The following is a 22,183-nucleotide window of genomic DNA, read 5'->3' on the forward strand; positions in this document are numbered from 1 at the left end:
CTGCAACTGCTTGGTGACAGGCGTGACGCCTGGTGATTCGCATTAAACCCCTGCCGACGCGGGCGGGGTCAGGCTGCTCGGCGGAGCCTGCTTCCCCCAGGGGCGCCGGAGATCGGTGACCAGCGGCCGGGCGAGCCGGAGTTGGGCACAGGCGGCGATCACCAGCCACGTCCACCGGTCGGCTGCCTCCGAACCCCTCGCGGGTCCCCTACGAAGAGATGCCCGGCCTTCTGGTCCGTCCGCCGTGCTCTTCCGCGTCCTTCGCGCCGGCGCCGTCGGGGAGTGTCGCGCGATAGCCACTCTGGGCCATCTCGGCCACCATTGCGGCGAGATGCCCGCAGGCCCGCGCGATCTCCTTCTGGGTCTGGGTTCGCTCACTGACGGTCGCCGCGACGAGCAGGGCGGTCAGCGAGGAGGAACCGTTGAACGCCTGCAGGGTGATCATGTTGGTGAGCAGGTCGTGACCGGCGAACGGGCCGGACTCCTGCGCGGCGGCGATGACCGCGAAGGTCGACACGGCCAGGGCGCAGGGTGCTGCCCCGGCCAGTTGGAAGCGGAAGGCCGCCCAGATCAGCAACGGGAAGCCGAGGAACATGAGGGGTGCGTGGCTGGTCTCCAGGAAGCCGACGCAGACTGTGGCTGCGAGGAGCAGCAGCCCCTCCACCCAGCGGGCAGGCGGAACGTCCTTCGGCAGGCGCGCCGAGCGCAGAACGAGCAGGACCGGCGTCACCACCAGCACGCCCATCGCGTCGCCGGTCCACCAGACCGACCACGTGGGCCAGAACTGGTCGGCACTCAGCACACCGGCGAGGGCCAGGGTCCCGCTGCCTGTCGTCGCGCTGACCAGCATCCCGGTGAACGCACCGAGAAAGATCAGTGCGAGGGCATCCCGTAGACGGTCCAGTTCGACGCGGAATCCCGTACGGCGGAGCAGTAGGTACGAGCAGAAGGGCGCGAGGGTGTTTCCGGACACGATCAGGAGCACGGCCCAGACCGACGGCCCGAGGGAGGCGTTGACCAGGAGGGCGCCGAGCGCGATCCCGGGCCAGACCCGCGGGCCGCGCAGCAGCAGGCTCGCCAGGGCGATACCGGTCGGCGGCCACAGTGGGGTGACCTGGCCGCGCACCAGTTGCTGAAGGAGCCCCAACTTGGCGGAGCCGTAATACAGCGCGGCAACGACGCAGATGTCCAGGGCAGCCGCACCACCGCGCCGGAGCTGTTCACGCCGTGCGCGAGTCATCGGGCGACCTCCGCATCGACACCGTGCAGAGGTCCATCATCCGCCGGTTCCTCGAAATCCTCCACGGTGCCGTTGTGCTGGTCGTTCGGCAGGGCCGCCGGCGGAGGCGGGGTGCGCAGGGCGAGGACGGCCATGTCGTCGTGACCGTCGCTGGGGTGGTGGTCGGCCAGAGCCTGAACGAACTCCTCCAGGGGAAGTGCTGCGTATGCGGTGGCGAGACTGGTGAGTTCGTCGAGACTCGCGTCGATGGGCCGGTCAGGGCGCTCGATGAGCCCGTCCGTGAAGAAGACCAGCGTGGCGTCCGGGGGCACGAAGCGGGAGTGGTCGGGGCGGGGTTGTTCGGCGTCGACCCCGAGCGGCAGCCCGGGCTCGGCGAACAGATATTCCGCTGGGTGCCCAGGGACGATCAGCAGGGGTGGGACGTGGCCTGCGCTGCTCCAGTGCAGGCGCCAACCCGGTCCGTCCGGTTCGATGCGCGCCAGGGTTGTGGTGGTGACGGGATTGTTCGTGATGGCCTGCAGAGTGCGGTCGAGCTGGGTGAGAACGGCGCCGGGCGGGCCGACCTGTGCGAACAGCAGTGCGCGCAGCATGTTGCGGATGGAGGCCATGGCGGCCGCGGCTCGCAGATCGTGACCGACCACGTCGCCGATGACGACCGCGACGACGTTGCCGGGCAGCGGGATGGCGTCGTACCAGTCCCCGCCGAGGCGACTGGGCTCGGCAGCGGGCCGGTAGACGGCGGCTGCGCTGAAAGGCCGCAGGTCGGGCAGCGTAGGCAGCAGAAGGCGCTGGAACTGCTCGGCCCCGACGCGCACCCGTTCGAACAGGCGGACGTTCTCGATCGCGATGCCGGCTGCGCTCGCCAGGGCGACGACGACACTCTCGTCGTGGGCGTCGAAGGGCTGTCCGTCGTGCCGCTCGGAGAGGTAGAGGTCACCGTAGATTTCGCCGCGGACGCTGATGCCGACGCCGAGCAGGGTGCGCAGGCGCGGGTGGTCGGGCGGAAATCCGGCGGACGCCGGATGGGTCGCGATGTGATCCACCCGCAGGGGCTCGGGGTGGCGGATCAGGTGCCCGAGAACCCCCAGACCGCGAGGGAATTCGGTCCCGGCCAGATCGGCGCGTTCCCGTTCGGACAGACCGGCCGCGATGAACTGCTCCAAGTGGTCGCCCGACTCGTCGAGTACTCCCAGGGCCCCGTAGCGGGCGCCCACCAGGTCCATGGCGGTGGTCACGATGCGGTGCAGCACCGCGGGCAGCTCAACCTCCCGGCTGATGGCCACCACCGCATCCAGCAGACCCTGCAGCCGGTCCATGGCGGCCAGCAGAGCACGCAACTGCTCGTCGATCCGGCCCAACTCGGTGCGCAGGCGTACATGCAGGTCGGGAAGGTGAGGCTGCCTCGGAGATTCACCCTCCCCGATTCCTGACATCACGAGCATCCGACGGCGGGAGGCCCAGTCCGGGTCACCTTCAACCGGCAGTCATCGCTCCGCATCGACGGCGTCGAGTCCGCCCACACGGTTGAGCGGTCCATTCCGGCCTCCTGGCACGTCCCTGATCCCATCGCGGCCACAGCATGGAATGACGAAACGGGCTAATCGGTATTTTCTCGGAGATTAGGATGGCACACTCGTGCAGATCGAGTGGCTTTCGAGGCGGAGTACGGAGCGTCAGGGAACCGGTGGCCCTGGTGTCGGCCTCAGGAGGAATGGCCCTGGGCCGCCGTCAGCCGGAGCCGCCCGGCCGCGCCGCCGACGCCAGGCTCGGTTGGAGGCGCCGCGCCGCGTTGAGGTGGTCGTCGGTCCAGATGATGCGTACCGCCGTGTCGGAGGCGCGGCCGTCGGATTCACGGAGGTCGCGGCGGAGGGAGTCGACCAGGCTCGCCTCGGCCGTGGGGTTGCGTGGCAGTGGGTCACGGATGGGGGAGTGGCCGGTGAGGCTTACGGCCAGGTCCTGGTACCAGCCGGTCACCCGGCCCGCCGCGCCCAGCAGTACCAGGCGTGCTTCGGCGCGGTCCGTGCCCTCGTGCCGTTCGCCCGCCCGCTGCCACAGTCCCAGTACCGCGTCGGCGGCGAGGCGCAGGCCCACGATGCCGGTGACCAGCGTGGTCATGCCTGCCAGCGACATGGGCTTGGCGCCGCGTTCGGCGAGGAAGCTGCGGAAGGCGTCGTCCAGTCTGCGCGCGGCGGCCGCCGCCTCGATGCCCTCGTCCAGTGGCGGGTCCGCCGGGGACGGGTGGGCGCCGCAGCGTCCCACGGCGTACTCGACGGCCCCGGCGAGGTAGCGGGCGCTGTCGGTGTACGCCTCGGCGAGGGCCCGGTGGACGGCGGCTGCGGCGCCGCGCGGCCAGAAGAACAGGCCCACGAGCACGCTCACACCGCAGCCGAGCGCGATGTCCTGGATCCGCAACAGCACGATGTGCCAGTCGGGGTGCCGGTCGATGTTGAAGAGGATGACCAGCGTGATGGTGAAGGCCGCCTGACCGGCGGCGAACGACACCGCGGCCGGTGCGATGCCGGCGATCAGCACGGCGACCGGCAGCAGGAACCACAGCACGGTGCCGTGCGGGCCGATCAGCTGCAGCAGCCCGGCGCCGATGACGGACCCCACGAGCGTGCCGCCGAGCGCACGCAGTGCGTTCTGTCCGGTGTTGAGGGCGTTGGAGCGCAGTACGGACAGGGTGCCCAGGAGGATCCAGAAGGAGTGCTGTACACCGGTCACCGTCGCCAGGGTGACCGCGATGCCCAGGCCGGTCGCGCCGCGCAGGCTGTTGTGCAGCCAGACCGACTGGAGACGCAGATGCGCGACGGCCCGTTCCCGGGCCGAGGCCAGCGGCTGGGCCGCGCCGCCGGGTTCGAGGCCCAGCAGCCGCTCCGGCCAACTGCGTCGTTCCGCCGCCGACGCCAGGTCGACGTTGCCCGCGATCTGGAGCGTGGCGAAGCCCAACTCCTGGGCGCGGAACGACAGATCCAGGGCTTCGAGGAAGGCCCGCACCTCCGGCTCCGTGTGAGGGCGGGGCAGCTGCACCGGCAGCAGATCGGTGGCGCCGCGCTCCATGCTCTCCATGGCCGTGCGCAACTCCTCCATCGCCGTACGCAGCGCCTCGGGCGATCCGTGCGGTGCGTCCAGCAGGTCGGCGGTCCGCTCCAGGACCGCGGCGGCCGCCAGCCGTACCGTGCGGGCGGCGGGATCGCACAGCAGGCGGCCGTCCGGCGAGGGCGCGCTGTCGGACACGATCGTGCTCAGCCACGTCAGCTCGTCGACCAGCCGCACCAGGGCCCGTGAGCTGGTGGACAGGCCGGTGGGCCGGTAGGGGGTGGCGTCGAAGGCGCTGCGCAGGTCGGTCGCCGCGGCGGCGGCCTCGTCGGCGGATTCCTTGCAGGCGCGGACGGCATCCGTGTCCGAGGTGTCCGCGAGGCGGGTCGCGTCCGTGCGCAGTTGTGCCGCCGCGGCTCGGCAGACCCGGGCGGCGGGTGCGCTGAGCGGGTCCGCGGCGGGGCGCGGCCACAGCAGGGAGATCGCGAGCAAGGAGGCGGCCGAGGCGAGGCCGGCGCCGGCCAGCCGCTCGGGCAGTTCGGACAGCGGCGCGGGCGTGGTCACCGGGAGGACGAAGGCGAGCAGCAGCGCGGTCGACGCCCCGGCGAGCACGGAGCTGACCACCCCCGAGAACAGCACCACGAAGCCGATCAGCACGGTGACGGTGATCGCACTCCAGGTCGCGCGAGCCGCGAGCGTACCGAGACAGATGAGCACCAACCAGGCCACCGCCAGGCCCAGATGGGCCCGCAGCCGCTGCACCATCGGGCCGGTGAACTCCACCAGCAGCAGCATCGAGAAGGTGCCGAACGCCGCGAAGGTCGCCATGGCCGGCGCATGGAACGCCTGACTGCACAGGGCGAACAGCGCGGGCATGACCAGGGCGGTGCGCCCGGCCCGGCGCGTCGCGGCCAGCTCCGGGTCGTGCGCCCGCAGCCATGCAAGGACGCGCCCGAGCAGATGGAGGCCAGGTGCCTGCATACGCTGCGACCTTCCGTCGGCGGTGCGCCCGCGTGGTGCGTCGATGTGCCGAGTATGCGTCGCCCACACGGTGATCACGAGCCTGCCGCGAGGATGGCCCGACTCCAGGTGGCGTATCGCGGTGGCGCTGACCGCACCCGCCTCGGCGAGTTCCGTGAGCGTCACCAGGTCCTGCCGCCGCATGGCCACGATCACCGGGCGGAGCTTCTGTCCGACGTAGACGGACAGCAGCAGGCCGCGCATCCACCGGTCCGTGCGGCCGCCTGCTCGAAGGTCAGGCCCGCCGGCTTCGGAGCGAGCTGCTCGGCCTTGCCGCACGCGTACTCGGCGAAGGAACCGTCGCACCGGCCGAAGACCTCGTCCCCGGGCTTCAGCCAGGTCACCCCCGCACCGACCGCCTCCACGACCCCCGCGCGCGGTGGGCGGGCCGGCGCAGGCCGGTCTGCCGGTTGAGGCGGGCGAAGTACGGCCGCCCGGTCATCAGGTGCCAGACACTCGGGTCGACGCCCGCCGCGCCCACCCGGACGAGCACCTCGTCGTCGCGGGGGATTGGCAGATCGATGTCCCGCAGGTGCAGCCGGTCGGGAAGCAGTCAGGATGTCCAGTGTCACGGCCATCAACTGGCCCTCCAGAACCTGCTGTTCCGGCAGGGAGGCGACAGCGCCGGTTCGGCCGGAGGCGGTGGTGACACGGGCGTGGGCCGCGCCCCATGATGGGTGGCGATGGGGGGTTCGGTGCAGGTGTCCCGTGTGCGCCGCCGCGGCCGGGTGCCGCGCGTGGTGCCGGTGGCGGCTGCCCGCGCGGGGCTGTTCTCCGTGCTCGGTACCGCGGTCGCGGCCACGGTTCATCATCTGGCGTTCGACTCCAACCCCTCGTGGCCGGTGCGAGGCCTCTCCGCCTGTCTGCTCTTCGGCGTCGCACTGCCCGGCGCGGGTCATGACAAGCCGCTGGTACGGCAGTTGGTGCTGGCGGCCGGCTCGCAGGCTGCCGTGGGCTACTGGTTCGTACGGTCCGACGACTCGATCTCCGTTCCGGCGCACGCGCTGTGGCCGTCCTCCGTGCACGCGGGATGGCCGGTCGTGATCGCGCACGTGCTGCTGACGGTGCTGTGTGCGGTGCTGCTGCACGGAGTGGACACCTGCCGCCGGCAGGTGCTGCGTGTCGCCGGGCGCGAGTGGGAGAACCTGCGCGAGCTGCTGTCCAGGCTGTTCACCCCGGCCCATACTCCCGCCGATCTGACCACGACCTCCGGCGCCGGGCGGCGCGCCTACGCGGGATCCGCGCCCGGAGTCCCGCGTCAGGTCCTCCTCGCTGACACGGTCGTCCGGCGCGGCCCGCCCGTCTTCTCCCCGCTGCCGCGCACGCGGCGGCATTCGGTGTGCATCTGAAGTTCTGACCTGATCTGACCAGGCCTTTCACGCCATGCCGCGGCGCGGGCTGCCCAACAGCGCCGCGCCAGGGGGGATTTCCCATCATGTCCAAGACCAACTTGCCCAAGACTGTCGTTGTCATCGGGGCGGGCCCGTACGGCCTGTCCACCGCCGCGCATCTGAAGGCGCGCGGTGTGAGTGTCAGGGTGTTCGGTTCGCCGATGGCGAGCTGGGCCGAGAACATGCCCGCGGGCATGCTGCTGAAGTCACCGCCGAGTGCGTCGATGCTGTCCGCGCCGCGTCCGGGGTACACGCTGGACGACTACGCCCGGCAGACGGGCGAGACCCGGCTGACCGGCCACGACCAGGTGCCGGTCGAGATGTTCGTACGGTACGGGCGCTGGTTCGCCGAGGAACTGGTGCCCGAGGTGGAGCGGGTCCGGGTCCTCGGCGTCGACCGGCAGTCCGACGGCTTCCGCCTCAAGCTCGCCTCAGGAGAGGAGCTGCGGGCGGCGGCCGTGGTCGTGGCCAGCGGGATGGACGGCTTCGCCCACATCCCGGAGCCGCTCGCCGAGTTCGTGCCCGAGGGACTCGTCTCCCACAGCTCGCAGCACGCCGACCTCAAGGCGTTCGCCGGGAGCGACGTGGTCGTGGTGGGCGCCGGGCAGTCCGCGCAGGAGAGCGCCGCGCTGCTGCACGAGGCCGGGGCGCAGGTCCAACTGCTGGTGCGGGCACGGAAGTTGGTGTTCGGCGCGGCGCCGACCCCGCCGCCGCACTGGCAGCCCGACACCCCGCTGGGCCGGTCCTGGGGGCTGTACGCGGTCGTCCACCAGGCGGCCGCCTTCAGGTTCCTTCCGGCGGCCACGCGGCTGCGGCTGGTGAAACGGGTGCTCGGTCCGTTTGGGTCGTGGTGGCTGAAGCCGCGTCTCGACGGAGTTGTTCCGGTACGGCTGGGGGAGCACATCACCGGTGCGCGGCGCCACGGCGGCGGCATCCTCGTCACCACCCGGGACGAGGAGGGCCGTACACACACTCTCGAGGCGGACCACGTCCTGGCCGCGACCGGCTACCGGGTCCGCCTGGACGGCCTGGACTTCCTGGCTCCCGAACTGCGCGCCCGCCTCGCCCGCACCGCGGGCTTCCCGCATCTCGACGCGGGACTGCAGTCCTCCGTGCCGGGCCTGTACTTCACCGGCATCCAGGCCGCGGCCACCTTCGGGCCGCTCATGCGGTTCACCTGCGGGACGGCGTTCGCGGCACCGCGGCTCGCTGCGGCGGTCGCGGGGAGGGTGGGGGCGAAGTAGCCGCGGCCCGCGGAAACGGGCCGTGCCCTGCGGAAAGTGGCCGCACTCTGCGGGATGGCCCGCGCTATACGGGGATGGCCCGCGTTCCGCGAAGATAGGCCGCACCCAGCGGGGGACGAGGCCGCGCCCTGCGGGGAGGCGCTTTGTCCGCACGGGACGAGCCGCGCCCTGCGGGGACGACCTTGCACTACCGGGGACGGGCCGTGCCCTGCGAGAAGGGGCCGCGCCCTGAGGAGACGGGCCACGCTCTACGGGGATGTTCCGCGCCCTACCGAGACGGCCCGCGCCCTACGAGAACGACGAGGCCGGCAGCTCCAGCCGCAGTTCATAGCCGCCCTCGTCCGTAGGGCGGGCGGTGACGCTGCCGCCGAGGACTTCGGCGCGCTGGCGCAGACCGGCCAGACCGTGGTGGGCGCCGGGGAGAGGGAGGGCGGGGCGGTCGGGGGCCGAGTTGGTGACCACCACCTGCATGGTCCCGTCCGTCTGACCGATCCGGATCGCGGCCCGGGCACCGGGGGCGTGCTTGCGCACGTTGGTCAGGGCTTCCTGGACGGTGCGGTAGACGGCGCGCTGCACCGCGGGCGGCAGGTCCTCGGGCAGGTCGGCCCGCAGTTCGGCCTCGATGCCGCTGCCGTCGACCAGGTGCGGCAGGTCGGCCAGGGACGGCTGCGGGGTCAGTTCGGTGGGGCGACTGCCGGCGGCGCGCAGCACGCCGACCATGTGCCGCAGCTCGTCCAGCGTCTGCACGGCGAGCCGCCGGATGTCGGCCGCGGCCTGTTTCGCCTCCGGGTCCCGGCCACCCACCTGGAGTGCTCCCGCCCGTACCGCGATCAGGCTGACCTGATGGGAGACGACGTCGTGCATCTCCCGGGCCAGCTGGGCGCGTTCCTTCGCCAGCACGCTCTGGGCGAGCAACTGCCGCTCGCTCTCCCGCGCTTGGGATATCTCGGCCAGCCGCGCCGCGAGTTCGCGCCGGGCCTGGACGAGCTGTCCGAGGAAGACAGGCGCGGTCGCGGTCGCCAGGCTGTAGGTGACCTTGACCAACTCCCCGGGGTCCGTCAGATCGGCGGGCTCCGGCGAGGGCCACGACCACACGGTGGTGTCGCTGACCGTGAACACCAGCGCGCAGCCGGCCAGCAGGACCCGATGGCGGGTGAGCGAGGCCAGCGTGTACAGCGCGGCCAGGGTGGCGAACACCGCGTCCGTGACGAGGGTGGCCGGCAGGGCGAGGAGGAAGGTGAGCAGCGGGAGGCGGCGACGCAGCACCAGGGCGACGGCGGCCAGCAGGGCGCAGGCCATGGCCTCCGGGTCGTGCATGTGGACATGGACCTTGACGTCCAGCAGGGCGACCGCGACGAGAACGGCGTCGAGCAGGACGGCGGGCGGGCGACGGGGATTCATCGGCCCTGCGCCTTTGGGGGCGGTTCCTTGAGCAGGCCGGCGCGCTCGGCGAGCAGAGCGGCCTGGACGCGGCTGCCCACCTCCAACTTGGTGAGCACGGCGCTCACATGGTCCTTCACCGTCGCGGTGCTGAGGTACATGCGCTCGGCGATCCCGGAGTTGGACAGCCCCTCGGCGACGAGGACGAGCACGGTCCGCTCGCGGTCGGTCAGCCGGTCGACGACGAGGGCGGCCGGGTTGTGGGGGTCGGCGTCCAGATAGCCGTCGACGACGGTCCGGGTCACCTTGGCCGAGAGTACGACCCCGCCGTCGGCCAACGAACGTATGAGGTACGGCAGTTGCTCCGGGTCGGTGTCCTTCAGCAGAAAGCCGGCCGCACCGGAGCGCAGGGCGGCTGCCACGTACTCGTCCATGTCGAAGGTCGTGAGTATTGCGACCACCGGCGGATCCTGGATACGGCGCAGCTCGGCCAGGACGGTGAGCCCGTCCACGTCCGGCATTCGTATGTCGAGCAGTACGACGTCCGGACGGGCCTCCCGTACGGTACGGACCGCTGCGCCGCCGGACACGGCCGCCACCACCTCGATGCCGTCCGCGGTGTCGAGGATGTGCCGGAAGCCCGTACGGACCATGGCCTCGTCGTCGACCACCAGAACCCGGATCATGTGTGCTCCGCTCGCCGCCGGACCACTGTGGGACCGCTACGACGTCGGGGGCGGCCCACTGGTTCCTCGAGGTTTCACTTGTCCCACCGGAGGGTTGTACTCCGCCGGTCGGCGGGGGTGACTCCGGCCGGTTGCCGGATGGGCTCGGACCCCTGCCGCACCCAACCCTGAAGGGCATGACACAACACGCGCCGTCGGCCCCGCCCCATCCGCCCCTGGAACAGCCCTCGCACCAGCCGGACGCGCCGCCCGCCGTCCGCGCACCGTCGACGGGACGGCTCGTGGGCATCGATCTGGCCCGCGGACTCGCCGTGTTGGGCATGTACGCCGCCCATGTCGGACCCGACCCCACCATGGGCGGCCCGCTCGGCTTCGTCCTGGAGCTGGCACGCGGCCGTGCGTCCGCGCTCTTCGCGCTGCTCGCCGGGTTCTCCCTGATCCTCATCACTGGCCGTCCGGAGCCCCGTACCGGACGAGCGGGCCGGCAGGCGGTGGGCAGGATCGTCATCCGCTCGATCGTCCTGATGGCGCTGGGCTTCGCCCTGACGGCGCTGGACACCGACGTCGACGTGATCCTCTCCTTCTATGGCCTGCTCTTCCTCCTCGTCCTGCCGCTGCACCGGCTGAGCGCGCGCACGCTGGCGGCCATCGCCGTCGCGGGCGCGCTGATCATGCCCCAAGTGCTGTACGTGATACGGCAGTCCATTGAGGGCGGCGACTGGGCGGACACCGTCATCGCCGGGGATCCGCTGGCCCGGATCACCGGCACGGACGGCTTCCTGGAGCTGCTCTTCACCGGCGAATACCCGGTGCTGACCTGGATGTCGTTCATGGTCGCGGGCATGGCGTTGGCCCGGCTGGACCTCACCCGGGCCAGGACGCTCGCCCGACTCTCCTACGCAGGCGGCGCGTTGGCGGTGCTCGGATACGGCGGCTCCTGGCTCGCCCTGCACCTCGTCCCGCACGCTTGGGGCACCGTCGCGGCCGCCACCGACGGCGCCTCGCCGGCCTCCGCCTGGTGGTCCGACACCGTCGGAGACATCGACGACGGCACCCCGGCCGCCTGGCTGCTGGTCGGCGCACCGCACAGCCAGACGACGTTCTCCATCCTCGGCAACACGGGCGTCGCGCTGATCGTGGTGGCCGCCTGCATCTGGGCGACGGCCCGGCTGCCTCGCCTCACCCGCCTGGCCACGCCCGTCATCGCGGTAGGCATGATCTCGCTGACCACTTACGTGCTGCACATCCTCGCCATACGGGTGGTCGGCATGGAGGAGGAGACGGCTCCGGCTCTGCTGGCACTGTTCCTCTTCTCCGCCACCGCCATGGTCCTGGCGGTCGTGTGGACCCGGCGATTCCGCCGCGGCCCGCTGGAACACCTGCTGCATGCCACGACCCGCCTCGCCGACCGCGTCACTTGACGCCGGAGTGCGCGTCCACGCCTGACGAAGTCGAGCCGGACGTGCTGCCCCTCCTCGCCCAGGTGCGGGTGCGTGGTCGGGTCCTTCATTGGGCGGCAGACGGGGAGCCGGGCATGGCCCGCATCGCGGCGGCGGACATCGTGGTGACCGGCGCGTCGGGCAGCCCATGGTGCGGCAGTACGGCGAGCACGGCGCACAGCGTGACGAGCAGGGCGCCGACCCGGCGGACGTTACCGCCGGGCTGCGATCCAGGGATCCTGCCTGCCGTCCTGGTGAGTGCCCGTGCCGAGGCCGTCCGGCGGCGCGCACCCGCCCCTACGGCGTACCGTCGTGAGGGTGGACGTCAGTGCCGACCGTCTCATGTCCCGCGTCGCGCATGAGCTCGGTTCGAGAGCGGACGAGCTGATCGCCGAGGTGGAACGGTGCCTGCGGTCCGAGCTTCCCGAACTGTGGGAGGACCCGGACCTGGGCCGCCTCACCTCGAAGAACGTCGCCGATCACATCGTCGCCGCGTTGTTCGGCCTCGAGCGCGGGGTCGAGCCGAGCCAGCTCGAACCGCCGCCCGCCGACGAGGATCGCGCGCGTCGGCTGGCCCGGCACGGTATTCCCTTCAGCATCATGCTGCGGGCGTTCCGGCTCGGCGAGGGCATCTTCCTCGACCGGATGCTCGCGGAGATGCCCCGGTTCACCGACGACGGCGAGCTGATCAGTGCGGCGGCGCGCCGGTTGGTCGCGACGGCGACCGGGTACGTGGACCGCACCTCCGAGGAGGGTGTCGCGGCGTTCCAGGAGGAGCGGGACCGTCGGCTGCAATGGCGGCTGTCGATGGTGAACGCGGCGAGCATCCGCATCGGGACCACCCTGGACATCGCCCGTACCACGCAGGAGCTGGCGGACCTCGCCATCGAGGACTTCGCCGACCTCGTCACCGTCGACCTGCTGGACTCCGCGCTCGACGGACACGACACCCTGCTGGACGACACGCCGGCGCAGGGCCCGCTCGTGCTGCGCCGGATCGCTCAGGAACCGGCCGAGGACGGCCCGGAACCGACGATCGCACCGCAGCAGCTGCACACCTGCCCGGCCGGCTCACCGTCGGCCCGTGCCCTGGTCACCGGGCAGCCCACGCGACACCACGCCAATGGCCCTGGAGCCGTCCAGGAAATGCACTCGACACTGGTCGTACCGCTCCGCGCCCGCGGCACCACCCTGGGCGTCGCGCAGTTCTGCCGGCACCGCAACCCCGACCGCTTCGACGACGAGGATCTGCTCCTCGCCCAGGGGATCGCCACCCGGGCGGCGATGGCCGTCGACAACGCCCGCCGCTACACGAACGCGCGTGCCACCGCCCTCACCCTCCAGCGCAGCCTGCTCCCGCAGCACACCGCGGAGCAGTCGGCCGTGGAGGTCGCCTGCCGCTATCTGCCCGCCGGCGCCCGGGCGGGGGTGGGCGGCGACTGGTACGACGTCATCCCGCTGTCCGGTGCCCGGGTCGCCCTGGTGGTGGGCGACGTGGTCGGGCACGGCATCCACGCGGCCGCCACCATGGGACGCCTGCGGACCGCCGTACGCACTCTCGCCGACATCGACCTGCCGCCCGACGAACTCCTCACGCACCTGGACGACGTCGTGCTGCGGCTGGCCGCCGAAGCCACCGCAGAACCGGTCGGCGAGACCGACGGGGAGATCGGCGCCACCTGCCTGTACGCCGTCTACGACCCCGTCTCCCGCCACTGCACCCTGGCCCGCGCCGGGCATGTGCTGCCCGCCGTGATGACCCGGGACGGAAACGTCGACCTCCTCGATCTGCCGCCCGGACCGCCGCTGGGCCTGGGCGGACTGCCCTTCGAGGCCGCCGAGGTCGACCTGCCCGAAGGCAGCCTGATCGCCCTGTACACCGACGGCCTGATCGAGGCACTCGACCATGACGTCGACGCCGGGCTCAGCAGGCTGCGCCAGGCCCTGGCGAAGTCCGTCCCGTCCCTGGAGGCCACCTGCGACACGGTGCTCGAAGCCCTGCTGCCCGCTCGCCCGGACGACGACGTCGCCCTGCTGCTGGCCCGGACCCATGCGCTCGGCGCCCGCCAGGTCGCCACCTGGGACCTCGCCGCCGCCCCGTCCGCCGTCGCCCGCGCCCGGACGAGCGTCTCCGAGCAGCTGAACGCATGGGGGCTGGAGGAACTCGACTTCACCACCGAGCTGGTGGTCAGCGAACTGGTCACCAACGCCATCCGCTACGGCCGTCCACCCATCCAACTGCGCCTCATCCACGACCGTGCCCTGCTGTGCGAGGTCTCCGACGGCGGCAGCACCACCCCCCACATGCGCCGGGCCCGCACCTTCGACGAGGGCGGGCGCGGCCTGCTCCTGGTCGCCCAGCTCGCCGAGCACTGGGGAACGCGCCACGCCCGGCAGGGCAAGACGGTCTGGGCCGAGTTGAACGAGTCGGGCGCGTTTCCGGAACTGGCCTTCGCGTAGGGCGAGTTCGGCGAAACGCTCAGAGGGTGTGCGGCCGCCCCGGCAGCCGTGCGAGTTCCTCGTCCGAAGCCGGCTCCCCGGAGGCGGGCAGCAGCTGCGGGATGCCGTCGACCACGGGATAGCGGCGGCGCAGCCGCGGGTTGTAGAGCGCGCAGCCAGGCTCGTCCAGGACCAGCGGGCCCTTGTCGAGCGGACAGACGAGGAGCCTGAGCAGCGGGTCGTCGGACTTCATCATCAGCGATTCCCTTCAACGGCGTGCGTCGTGACGCGGCAGGGTGAGCAGTACGGCCAGGGCGAGCGCGGTACCGCCCAGACGCAGGGCGAGTCGCACGGGGTCCTCGGGGAGCGGTTCACCGAAGGCGACCGTGCCGCTCGCCACGCTGAACACGCAGGTCACGGTGGTGCACACGGGCACGATCAGTGAGGCCCGGCAGCGCTGCAGCGCCGTCTGCGACAGCACGAGGCCGAAGGCTCCGGTGAGCAGCAGGAGGTAGGGGTAGGGCGAGGCGAGCAGGAGCGGTACGGCACCGACGAGGTCCGGGGCCTGCGCCAGACGTCCCGACATTCCCTTGATCGCGAGCGAACTCACCCCGTACAGCAGCCCGATCGCCACGCCGTATGCCACACCCGCCGGCGGCGGCCGGTGCTGTCGCCGGGCCCGCCGCTCGGCCGCGCCGTACACCACCAGGCCGAGGACGAGCGCCGGTGCGCACAGAGCGAGGAGGGTGCCGACCGAAGCCGTACGGCCGATCGGTGAGCTGTCGGCGTGCAGCGAGGCCGCCACCATCAGCAGCGCCAGGCCGATGACGGCGACACCGCGCCGTTCGCCGGCCGTGAGGCGCTCGCCGAGCACCGCCGAAGAGAGCAGGAGCAGCAGCACCAGCCCGGACACGAACAGCCCCTGAGCGGCCGCGATCGGCAGGACGCGGTACACGGCGAGCTGCGCGGCGAACCCGAGGGTCAGGGCCGACGCGCCGCCGACCCACAGCGGGCTCGAGGCGAGCAGCCGCACCGCCCGGCCCGGCTGTCCGGCCGACAGCGGCGGCAGGCCGGCCAACGCCCGCTTCTCCAGCACGAACCCGGTGCTGTAGAGGACGTTCGCCAGCAGCGCCGCGGCCACTCCCCACACCATCGCTGCTACCTCCTGATCGCGTGCACGAGGAGGATGGACGAGAGGGACGGCAGCCGGCAGGCCAGGCGGTCGAGTGGGCGCAGCGGACGCGGAACCCCGTGGAAGGGAGCCCCCTCCAGCTGTACGACCTCGAAGCCCGACGCGGCCACGAACTCCCGCAGGGCCCGCGCCGTGAACAGCCGCAGATGGCCTACGACTTGGCTGCCCGGTCTGCCGTGCACCCGGCGCAGGCTCACCTCCGAGAAGACGGGCTGGACGCCGGCGAGCAACAGCGCCCGGTTGTACCAGGCGGCGAGGTTGGGCGTGGAGAGCATCAGATGCCCGCCCGGCCGCAGTACCCGGTGCAGCTCGTCGAGGGCGCCGTCGGGGTCGACGAGATGCTCGACGACCTCACTGAACAGCACCGCGTCCGCGCTGCCGGACGCGAACGGAAGCCCGCCGCCGGAAAGTTCGCCCCGCACCACCCGCGGCAGCCGCCGCGCCGCCCGGCGCAACGCGTCCTGCGACCAGTCGACGCCCACGATGCGATGCCCGGCCAGCACACCCGCGGCGACGGCAGCCGCCGAACCGTCCCCGCAGCCGACGTCGAGCACCGTGGCGGGCGGAAGCCCCGGCCGCACGGGCCCCAGCGCGCGGGCCAGCATCCGGGCCTGCCGCAGGCTGCGGTCCGCGCCGGAGGCGACCGGGACGGCCGGATCCTCGTAGAAGTCCCGCAACCCGGGGGCCTTGGCGGTAGAGGTGGTCATGGCGCGCTCCGGGGGCCGTACGTCAGGGAGAGGCACTCCTCGAAGAGACGAGCCAGGGTGTTGGCGGCGTCGTCGTCGAGGAGGCCGCGCGACCAGCGCAGCGTCAACTGCAGGCGCCCGCCGGTGGAGGCCGCCGCCACGCTCAGTCCGCGGGGCATGCGCGCGGGCGCCGAGAACCACACGGCCTGGGCCCGCCCGGCCTCGCCGAAGTCCAGCGGATACGGCACGCGCCCGATGTTGCTGAGCAGCAGGGTCGACGTCCAAGGGGCGACGGCCCGCCGCACCCCGCGGGTGAGCGCGCCGCGCACGCCGACCGGAAGCAGCGGAGCCGTCAGGAGAGCCGCCCCCGGTCCCAGCGGTGCGCGCTGCAGCGACTTGAGCGCCCGGGTGCGCTGCGCGGTGGTGTGCAGCAGCCGGGCCACGGCGGCCGGATCGGGTCGCGGTGCCAGGAGCAGCCGTTCCTCTTCGCGGTTCGCGGGCGACACCGGGACTTCGACCAGGCGGGTCCCGTTCCCGATGGGCATCGCGATGTCCAGGGAACGGTCGTCCACGGGCATCGTGATCCGGACCGGTCCGTAGCGCCTGCCCCGGGAGTGGTTCCAGCGGCCGGCCATCAGCGAGGCGGCGACCAGGAGTTGGTCGTTGACGGTCCAGGGAGCGGCCAAGTCCGGGGCGGAGTCCGGACGTTGGGGCAGCGGTAGTTCCCTCAGCAGCATGCCGTTGCTGCGCGCGACGGACCCGGCCGCCAGGGACCCCGCGGCAGCCAGCCGTGCGGGTCGGGCCCATCCGGTACGGCGCAGGATGCCGCCCCCGTGGTGTTCGGGGCGCGCCCGGCGGACGGGAGCGGGCACGCCCGTGACGGGGCCCTTGCCGCCGTAGAGCGCCGCGGTCGTGGCGAGCAGGCGCAGGCCGGCCGGTGCGTCGAGGGCGGTGTGGTGGAGGGTGAGGAGCAGGACGGTTCGTCTGGCGCTCGGGTTGATCACCTCCAGGCGCACGGGCGGCGACTGGGACAGTGGCGGGCACAGCGCGAGCGCCCGGGAGCGGGCCCGGGCCAGGGCGTCGGTCCCACTCCCGGCGAAGCTCACCGGATCCACGTCCGGCGTGCCGGTCAGCTCCCACTCGTAGGACCGCCGGTACCAACGGTGCGGCGCCTGGCGTACGAGGCTGCGCGGGTGGAGCAGCAGCGCCCGGTGGAAGGCGTCCCGCAGCTGCCGGGGGTCGAGGCGGCCGGGCAGATGGACCTCGATGTGGACGGTCTCCGGCTCGACCTCGCTGAGACAGTGCCGGGACACCTCGTCGACGGTGGGGAACGCCAGCCGTTGCGGAGCCGGCCATCTGCCGTGCCCGGTGCGGGGGTCGGTCCCGAGGGCAGTCATCGCGCACCACCCTGCTCGCCGCGCCGCGGTCTGCCGCTACCGACCGTGACGGCGGCCGCGGACAGCGCCACGAGCGCCAACACCTGGGCGAGCGCGCCGAATGCACCGCGATCCGCGGAGACCGGCATGCCCGCCCCCGTGGCCGCGGCGATGCCCGCCCCCGCCATGGCCACCGCCGCGACGGGGACCAGGACACCGGGCCGCCACCAGGCCACCAGCGCGAGCGCGGGCACGATCAGGGCGAGGGGCCCCGCCACGAGCGCCATGACGGCGGTCAGTGCCACCGTGCCGAGGAACAGCCCTGGGGGAACTTCCGTGTCCCCGGCGGAAGTTGGAGCCTTACGTCGCCGCCCCACAAAGGCGAGTGCCACGAGTGCCGCGACACCGACCGCCCCACCGGCCAGCCCGGCCTTGTACAGTCCGGCGGGCTCGTACTCCATGTGCACGGTGCCGGACTGGCCGGCCGGGATCAGCCAGGCCTGCTGCCAGCCGTCGAGCCGGACCGGCGTGAGCTTCTTGCCGTTCAGCGTGGCCCGCCAGCCGTCGTTGACGTTCTCGTAGGTGCGCAGGTACGACGCCTCGCCCGACCCGGTGGACACGGAGACGGTGCGGCTGTCGCCGGTCCACTTGTCCACGGTGACCGCGCGGCGCGCCGTGCCGGAGACGGCTCGCGGCTCGCCCTGGGACAGCGTGACGTCCGTGATGGCCAGCGGTCCGGTGTCACCGGCCTCCAACCGGTGCTTGCCGGAGGCCAGTTCCAGGCGGCCGTCCTTCGCCGCGCCCGCGCACAGCTCCACCGTCACCGGCCGGCGCTGTGTCAGGTCGCGGACCAGGCCGGATGCCTTCGTCGGATGCAGGGTGCCGTCGACGTCGAGCGCCGGGCCCTGCCCGCAGGGCAGCGAGAACCGCGCGCCCGGCTTCGGCTGCGGCACCCGCAGATCGGCCAGCGCCGGCACGTACAACTCGCTCAGTCCCACCGGCAGTTGGAGCCGCCCGTCGGCCACGGGGTTGTAGAGCGTGAGCGGTGCGGTTTTGGTGATCGTGATGTCGAGGCGGTCCGTGGTGATGGCCGGGAACCTGGCGAGTCCGTCGGCGTCGACGCCGGCCGTCGCGGCGCCGTACGGCGAGCTGATCCGTATCTGCTCGGGACGGGCGGACAGACCGCCCGCGGCCCCGAGGACCATCTCGTCGATCTTCTTCTTGCCCGGCCAGCGCAGATGGATCACGGGCCGGTCCCCGGCTATCCAGGCTGTCGTCAGGTCCCCGTCGACCAGGTTGCGTGGCCTGAGCGAGAGGCCGGTGCGGCTGGTCGAGTCGGCGGAGACGGTGATCCTGTTGCGCTGTCCCGGTGCGATCCGGTCCAGCAGCCGGTCCAGGGCAACGCCGGGCACGGGTACGGCCTGTGCCGAGACGGCGTACGCGGCCGGGTCCGAGGTGTCGAACTGCCGGTGCAGGCCTGCTTCTTCCGTGGCCGCCGCAAGACCGCCGGGGTCGGTTCCGCGGTGCATCGAGTACACCTGATCGTCGGCCTCGGTGTGCTTGGCGTCGTTCGGGAGCGCCAGGAGCCGGGTCACCCGCACGCCTGGAACCGACACCTCGGAGAAACCGGCGCCGGACAGCCCCGGGTGGGCCGATTTCGCGGCCAGGATCTCGATCTTCAGCCACTGCGCCCTGCCCTCGGGCGCGCGGACCGACTGCCGGGTCCCGTCCGGGCGCAGGGTGCTGACGGCCGAACCCCGGTCCGTCTCGATCCGCACCCGTGTGGGCGCGGGCCGCGTTGCGTCCGCGGCCAGCGGAGTCAGCCGGATCGACGACGGCACCTCGGTCGGCTCGGCGAAGTCGACCCGCAGCCACTGCCCGGCCGCCCTGCCCGGGCTGCCTTCGGCCCAGGCGGTGTCCGGGTCGCCGTCGAAGGCGTTCACCGGGTCGTACTGCGGCAGTTGGAACAACCAGTTGCCGCTGCTGGAGGCGGTCACCGACGCCGCGCCGCGCAGCACGGCCGTCGTCTGGTGGTCGGCGCCGCGCACCGGCAGGATCTGCTTCGGCAGCTCGCCCGGGTCCTGCAGAGTGCCCGACGGGTTCTGCTCGGTCGGGGTGTACGTGTACGAGGTGTTGGAGTTGACCAGGCCGAAGCGGGTGTCCGCGCGGCGCATCCCGTCGGCCACGGCCTTGACCGCGGGTACGCCGACTCCCGGGTGCGCGTCCCCTGCCAGCACGGCAGGGCGGTCACGCAACGCCGGGTCGGCGGACAGCTGGAGCAGCGCCTCCGGCCCGCCGCTCACGACGGCCGTGTCGCCGGCCGCGCTGATACCGACGCGGCCGGGCTGCCCGGCGGCGCCTGCGGGCTCGTAGATCTCGACCGCCTGCAGGCGCGGGTAGAGGCCCTGCACCTGGACGGGGGTCTCGGAGGGGATGCGTCCGGCGGTCACAAGCGGGCCGAAACCGACCGCCTTGCGGTAGCCGGAGGCCTCCAGAGTGCGCCGGACGGTCTGCGGCGGGACGTAGCCGATCTGGTCGGGGTCGAGATCATTGCGTACGACGACGTCGTACAGTCCCGCCCGGGCCAGATACGACCTGAGGCCCGGCACCTCACCGCCGGACGTCAGCGCCTGCTCGACCGCGTCCAGCGCACGGCGCGAACCGGGGGTGTCGAAGGGCACGAAGTCGCGTTGCTCCCAAGGGGACTTGGCCAGTACGTCGAAGGGCTGGTCGATGGGGGAGCCCCAGGTGTAAACGCCGTGCGCGGTGGCCGGGACGACGAGTGCACGGCTGTCCGCCGAGTGCGCGTCCAGCCAGTCGGCGGCCTGCTGCCAGTGAGCGGGCAGCTTGGTGAAGCCGCCGGGCTGGAGGATGCTGCCGTTCACATACGGCCACGCCAGGCCCGGCAGGACGAGCAGTGCGGCGATCGCGGGCGCGTACCGGCGGGCACGCTGCGCCCGCGTACCCCGGCGTTCGGTGACGACCGCCGTGAGGTGGGTCAGGCCGAGGGCCAGCGCGAGGGCGAGGCCGGGCTGGAACTTGTAGATGTTGCGGAACGGCCGGAGCCAGCCGTCCAGCCACGCCTGCACGGTGTGATGGAAGGGCGCGCCGAGGGAGCCGCCGTAGCCGGCGAGGGCGATCAGGGCGACGGCCAGCACGGTCAGCAGCAGCCAGCGCCGCTCCGGCAGGTCCCGGCGGGCCAGCCCCGCAAGGCCCAGCGCGGCCGCGAACGCCGAGCCGAGCACGGTGACGACGGAGGCGGCGACGGTCCAGCCGGCCGGCAGCCAGGCCTCGCCGAAGTTGAGGTACGCCACCCAGTTGCCCGCCCCGCGCAGCAGTTCCGTCGCGGACATCGTGGCGGTCGTGGTGTCCGCCTGCTCGACGTACGGCATGAAGTCCACGCCGTAGACGCGCAGAAGCAGCAGCGGCACGGTCCACCATGCGGTGGCCAGCAGCACCCCCGGCAGCCACCAGGCGAGCAGCGCGCGGCGCCGCGGGCCCTTCGGCCGGCTGAGCAGATACAGCCCAACCGGCAGGAGCGAGGCGAGAGTTGAGGCGGCGTTGACCCCGCCCATGAAGGGGATGAGGAGGGCCGAGCGAGCGGCGGCGATCCGCGGGCTCGCCGTCGCGGAGGTCAGCGGGAGCAGCACCCAGGGCAGCAGGGCCCCGGGCAGCGCGGCCGCGGACGTGGAACCGACGACGATGGTGAAGGTGGGCCACAGCGCGTACGCCACCGCGCCCAGCAGCCGGGTCGCGGGCGTGCCCACCCGCAGCCGCTCGGCCAGCCGCAGCGCACCCCAGAACGCGGCGGTCACGACGACCGACAGCCACAGCCGCTCCGCGAGCCACACGGGCATGTGGATCAGATGCATCAGCGTGTAGTACGGCAGCATCGGGAAGGCGTAGCCGACGTTCTGGTCGGCGATTCCGCCGAACCCGGCGCGGTCGTGCCAGAGTTGGCCGAGATCGCCGAGGAACCGCAGCGGGTCCACGGCCACGGCGAGCTTCGTCTCGAAGGTCGTCTTGCCGGGGGACACCGCGAGGAAGGCCGTCAGTACGGCTGCCCAGAACCCGAACAGCAGGCGTCGTCCGCGCGGCGGGACGGGTGGGGCCGTCGGCGCGGGTGCGGGGGCCGGGTGTGCGGGTGCCTGGACCGTGGTGCTCATGAACGTGCCTCGCTGGAGCGTGACTTGCGCAGGATCAGCAGGAGATTCCAGGTGGCGATCTCCCTCAGCCCGGGGATGCGGGTGATCGCGCTCGGGAAGAACGGCCAGTAGCGGGAGCGCGCCGAGACGACCCGCACGTCCTCGCGGCCGCGGACATGGCGCAGGGTGGGGCCGATGTGCAGGGGGAAGAGGTTCTCGCCGACGGTGTGCTTGGCCTCGCGCCCGGTGCGCCGCCGGTAGCGCTCGCGCGCCCGGTGCGCTCCGAAGTAGTGCCAGGGCGCGGTCTCGTGACCGCCCCACGGGGAGAGCCAGTTGGTGAAGGAGAGGTAGATGAGCCCGTCCGGCCTGGTCACCCGGACCATCTCGCTGAGGAAGGTCTCCGGGTCCGCCACGTGCTCCAGGACGTTGGAGGAGAAGCACACGTCCGCCACGCCGTCGGGCAGCGGCAGCAGATAGCCGTCGGCGACCACCGCGCCCTCCGGCGGCTGGCCACGCGAGGACAGCTCGCGCAGATCGGGCTCGAAGAGAAAGCCGTGAGCACCCCGGCGCCGGAACTCCTCGGTGAAGTGCCCACCCGCACCGCCGACGTCGAGAACGATCCGGCCGTCCAGCTCCGCGTGCCGCGCCACCTGGGCGACCGCGTCGCGTGCAAGCAGGGTGTAGCAGCGATCGGGGTCGGACTGCTCCCGCATGAAGGCCCGGAACAGCGCGAGCGAACGGCGCAGTGAGGGGTCCCGCAGCGGGCGTTCGGCGAGCTCAGTCATGGCGGCCCGCCTGGCGCGGGGAGGGGATGGTCGGGAGGAGCGGGCCTGTGGCCGGGGCGGGGAGGGCTGGATCGGGCGCGGTTGGCGGGCCGGTCAGCTCGGCCGGATCGGACGGTATCGG

At 72.5% G+C, this 22,183-nt stretch carries 15 protein-coding genes; 4 read left to right on the forward strand and 11 right to left on the reverse strand.

The genetic code is table 11. The features are described 5' to 3' along the window. Positions 1 to 208: 208 nt before the first annotated feature. From ACFY1L_RS30545 to ACFY1L_RS30555, 3 genes are all read right to left on the reverse strand, one after another. Complete coding sequence (locus ACFY1L_RS30545) at positions 209 to 1,240, reverse strand: MASE1 domain-containing protein (protein ID WP_388831251.1); 1,032 nt, start codon at positions 1,238 to 1,240, stop codon at positions 209 to 211. Then, complete coding sequence (locus tag ACFY1L_RS30550) at positions 1,237 to 2,673, reverse strand: PP2C family protein-serine/threonine phosphatase (RefSeq protein ID WP_388831253.1); 1,437 nt, start codon at positions 2,671 to 2,673, stop codon at positions 1,237 to 1,239. The genes ACFY1L_RS30545 and ACFY1L_RS30550 overlap by 4 nt, the downstream gene beginning before the upstream one ends. Before the next feature lie 295 nt (positions 2,674 to 2,968). Next, positions 2,969 to 5,503, reverse strand: coding sequence for an FUSC family protein (locus tag ACFY1L_RS30555; RefSeq protein ID WP_388831255.1), 2,535 nt, complete (start codon positions 5,501 to 5,503; stop codon positions 2,969 to 2,971). A 479-nt stretch (positions 5,504 to 5,982) separates the two neighbouring features. Between ACFY1L_RS30555 and ACFY1L_RS30560 the strand changes: the two genes are divergently transcribed. Then, complete coding sequence (locus ACFY1L_RS30560) at positions 5,983 to 6,648, forward strand: hypothetical protein (RefSeq protein WP_388831257.1); 666 nt, start codon at positions 5,983 to 5,985, stop codon at positions 6,646 to 6,648. Positions 6,649 to 6,734: 86 nt separating this feature from the next. Then, entirely contained in the window at positions 6,735 to 7,934 is a 1,200-nt protein-coding gene (locus ACFY1L_RS30565; protein WP_388831259.1) for an FAD-dependent oxidoreductase, read from the forward strand. A 288-nt stretch (positions 7,935 to 8,222) separates the two neighbouring features. On the opposite strand, the gene ACFY1L_RS30570 is transcribed toward ACFY1L_RS30565, so the two are convergent. Both ACFY1L_RS30570 and ACFY1L_RS30575 read right to left on the reverse strand, forming a co-directional pair. Beyond that, positions 8,223 to 9,335: a sensor histidine kinase gene (locus ACFY1L_RS30570; RefSeq protein ID WP_388831261.1), complete on the reverse strand. Its 1,113-nt coding sequence runs from the start codon at positions 9,333 to 9,335 to the stop codon at positions 8,223 to 8,225. Further along, complete coding sequence (locus ACFY1L_RS30575) at positions 9,332 to 10,000, reverse strand: response regulator (RefSeq protein WP_388831263.1); 669 nt, start codon at positions 9,998 to 10,000, stop codon at positions 9,332 to 9,334. Before ACFY1L_RS30575 ends, ACFY1L_RS30570 begins: the two co-directional genes overlap by 4 nt. Before the next feature lie 176 nt (positions 10,001 to 10,176). On the opposite strand from ACFY1L_RS30575, the gene ACFY1L_RS30580 reads away from it, so the two are divergent. Both ACFY1L_RS30580 and ACFY1L_RS30585 read left to right on the forward strand, forming a co-directional pair. Continuing rightward, positions 10,177 to 11,421 (forward strand): DUF418 domain-containing protein, encoded by a 1,245-nt coding sequence (locus ACFY1L_RS30580; RefSeq protein ID WP_388831265.1) that lies wholly within the window; start codon positions 10,177 to 10,179, stop codon positions 11,419 to 11,421. 360 nt (positions 11,422 to 11,781) lie between these two features. Then, positions 11,782 to 13,899, forward strand: a complete 2,118-nt coding sequence (locus ACFY1L_RS30585; RefSeq protein ID WP_388831876.1) for a SpoIIE family protein phosphatase — start codon at positions 11,782 to 11,784, stop codon at positions 13,897 to 13,899. A 19-nt stretch (positions 13,900 to 13,918) separates the two neighbouring features. On the opposite strand, the gene ACFY1L_RS30590 is transcribed toward ACFY1L_RS30585, so the two are convergent. Genes ACFY1L_RS30590 through ACFY1L_RS30615 form a run of 6 tightly spaced genes read right to left on the reverse strand, consistent with a single transcriptional unit; the run spans position 13,919 to position 22,062 of the window. Next, positions 13,919 to 14,131: a Trm112 family protein gene (locus ACFY1L_RS30590; protein ID WP_388831878.1), complete on the reverse strand. Its 213-nt coding sequence runs from the start codon at positions 14,129 to 14,131 to the stop codon at positions 13,919 to 13,921. Positions 14,132 to 14,146: 15 nt separating this feature from the next. Then, positions 14,147 to 15,031: a hypothetical protein gene (locus ACFY1L_RS30595; RefSeq protein WP_388831267.1), complete on the reverse strand. Its 885-nt coding sequence runs from the start codon at positions 15,029 to 15,031 to the stop codon at positions 14,147 to 14,149. A 5-nt stretch (positions 15,032 to 15,036) separates the two neighbouring features. Further along, positions 15,037 to 15,777: a methyltransferase domain-containing protein gene (locus tag ACFY1L_RS30600; RefSeq protein ID WP_388831269.1), complete on the reverse strand. Its 741-nt coding sequence runs from the start codon at positions 15,775 to 15,777 to the stop codon at positions 15,037 to 15,039. After that, positions 15,774 to 17,153 carry a condensation protein gene (locus tag ACFY1L_RS30605; RefSeq protein ID WP_388831271.1) on the reverse strand — a complete coding sequence of 460 codons (1,380 nt, stop codon included), beginning with the start codon at positions 17,151 to 17,153 and terminating at the stop codon, positions 15,774 to 15,776. The genes ACFY1L_RS30600 and ACFY1L_RS30605 overlap by 4 nt, the downstream gene beginning before the upstream one ends. Then, positions 17,150 to 21,298: an alpha-(1->3)-arabinofuranosyltransferase family protein gene (locus tag ACFY1L_RS30610; RefSeq protein ID WP_388831273.1), complete on the reverse strand. Its 4,149-nt coding sequence runs from the start codon at positions 21,296 to 21,298 to the stop codon at positions 17,150 to 17,152. The genes ACFY1L_RS30605 and ACFY1L_RS30610 overlap by 4 nt, the downstream gene beginning before the upstream one ends. Further along, positions 21,295 to 22,062 carry a class I SAM-dependent methyltransferase gene (locus ACFY1L_RS30615; RefSeq protein WP_388831275.1) on the reverse strand — a complete coding sequence of 256 codons (768 nt, stop codon included), beginning with the start codon at positions 22,060 to 22,062 and terminating at the stop codon, positions 21,295 to 21,297. The genes ACFY1L_RS30610 and ACFY1L_RS30615 overlap by 4 nt, the downstream gene beginning before the upstream one ends. Positions 22,063 to 22,183: the final 121 nt, after the last annotated feature.

Source organism: Streptomyces sp. NPDC001663, assembly GCF_042893105.1.
In the GTDB taxonomy this organism is placed as follows: Bacteria; Actinomycetota; Actinomycetes; order Streptomycetales; family Streptomycetaceae; genus Streptomyces.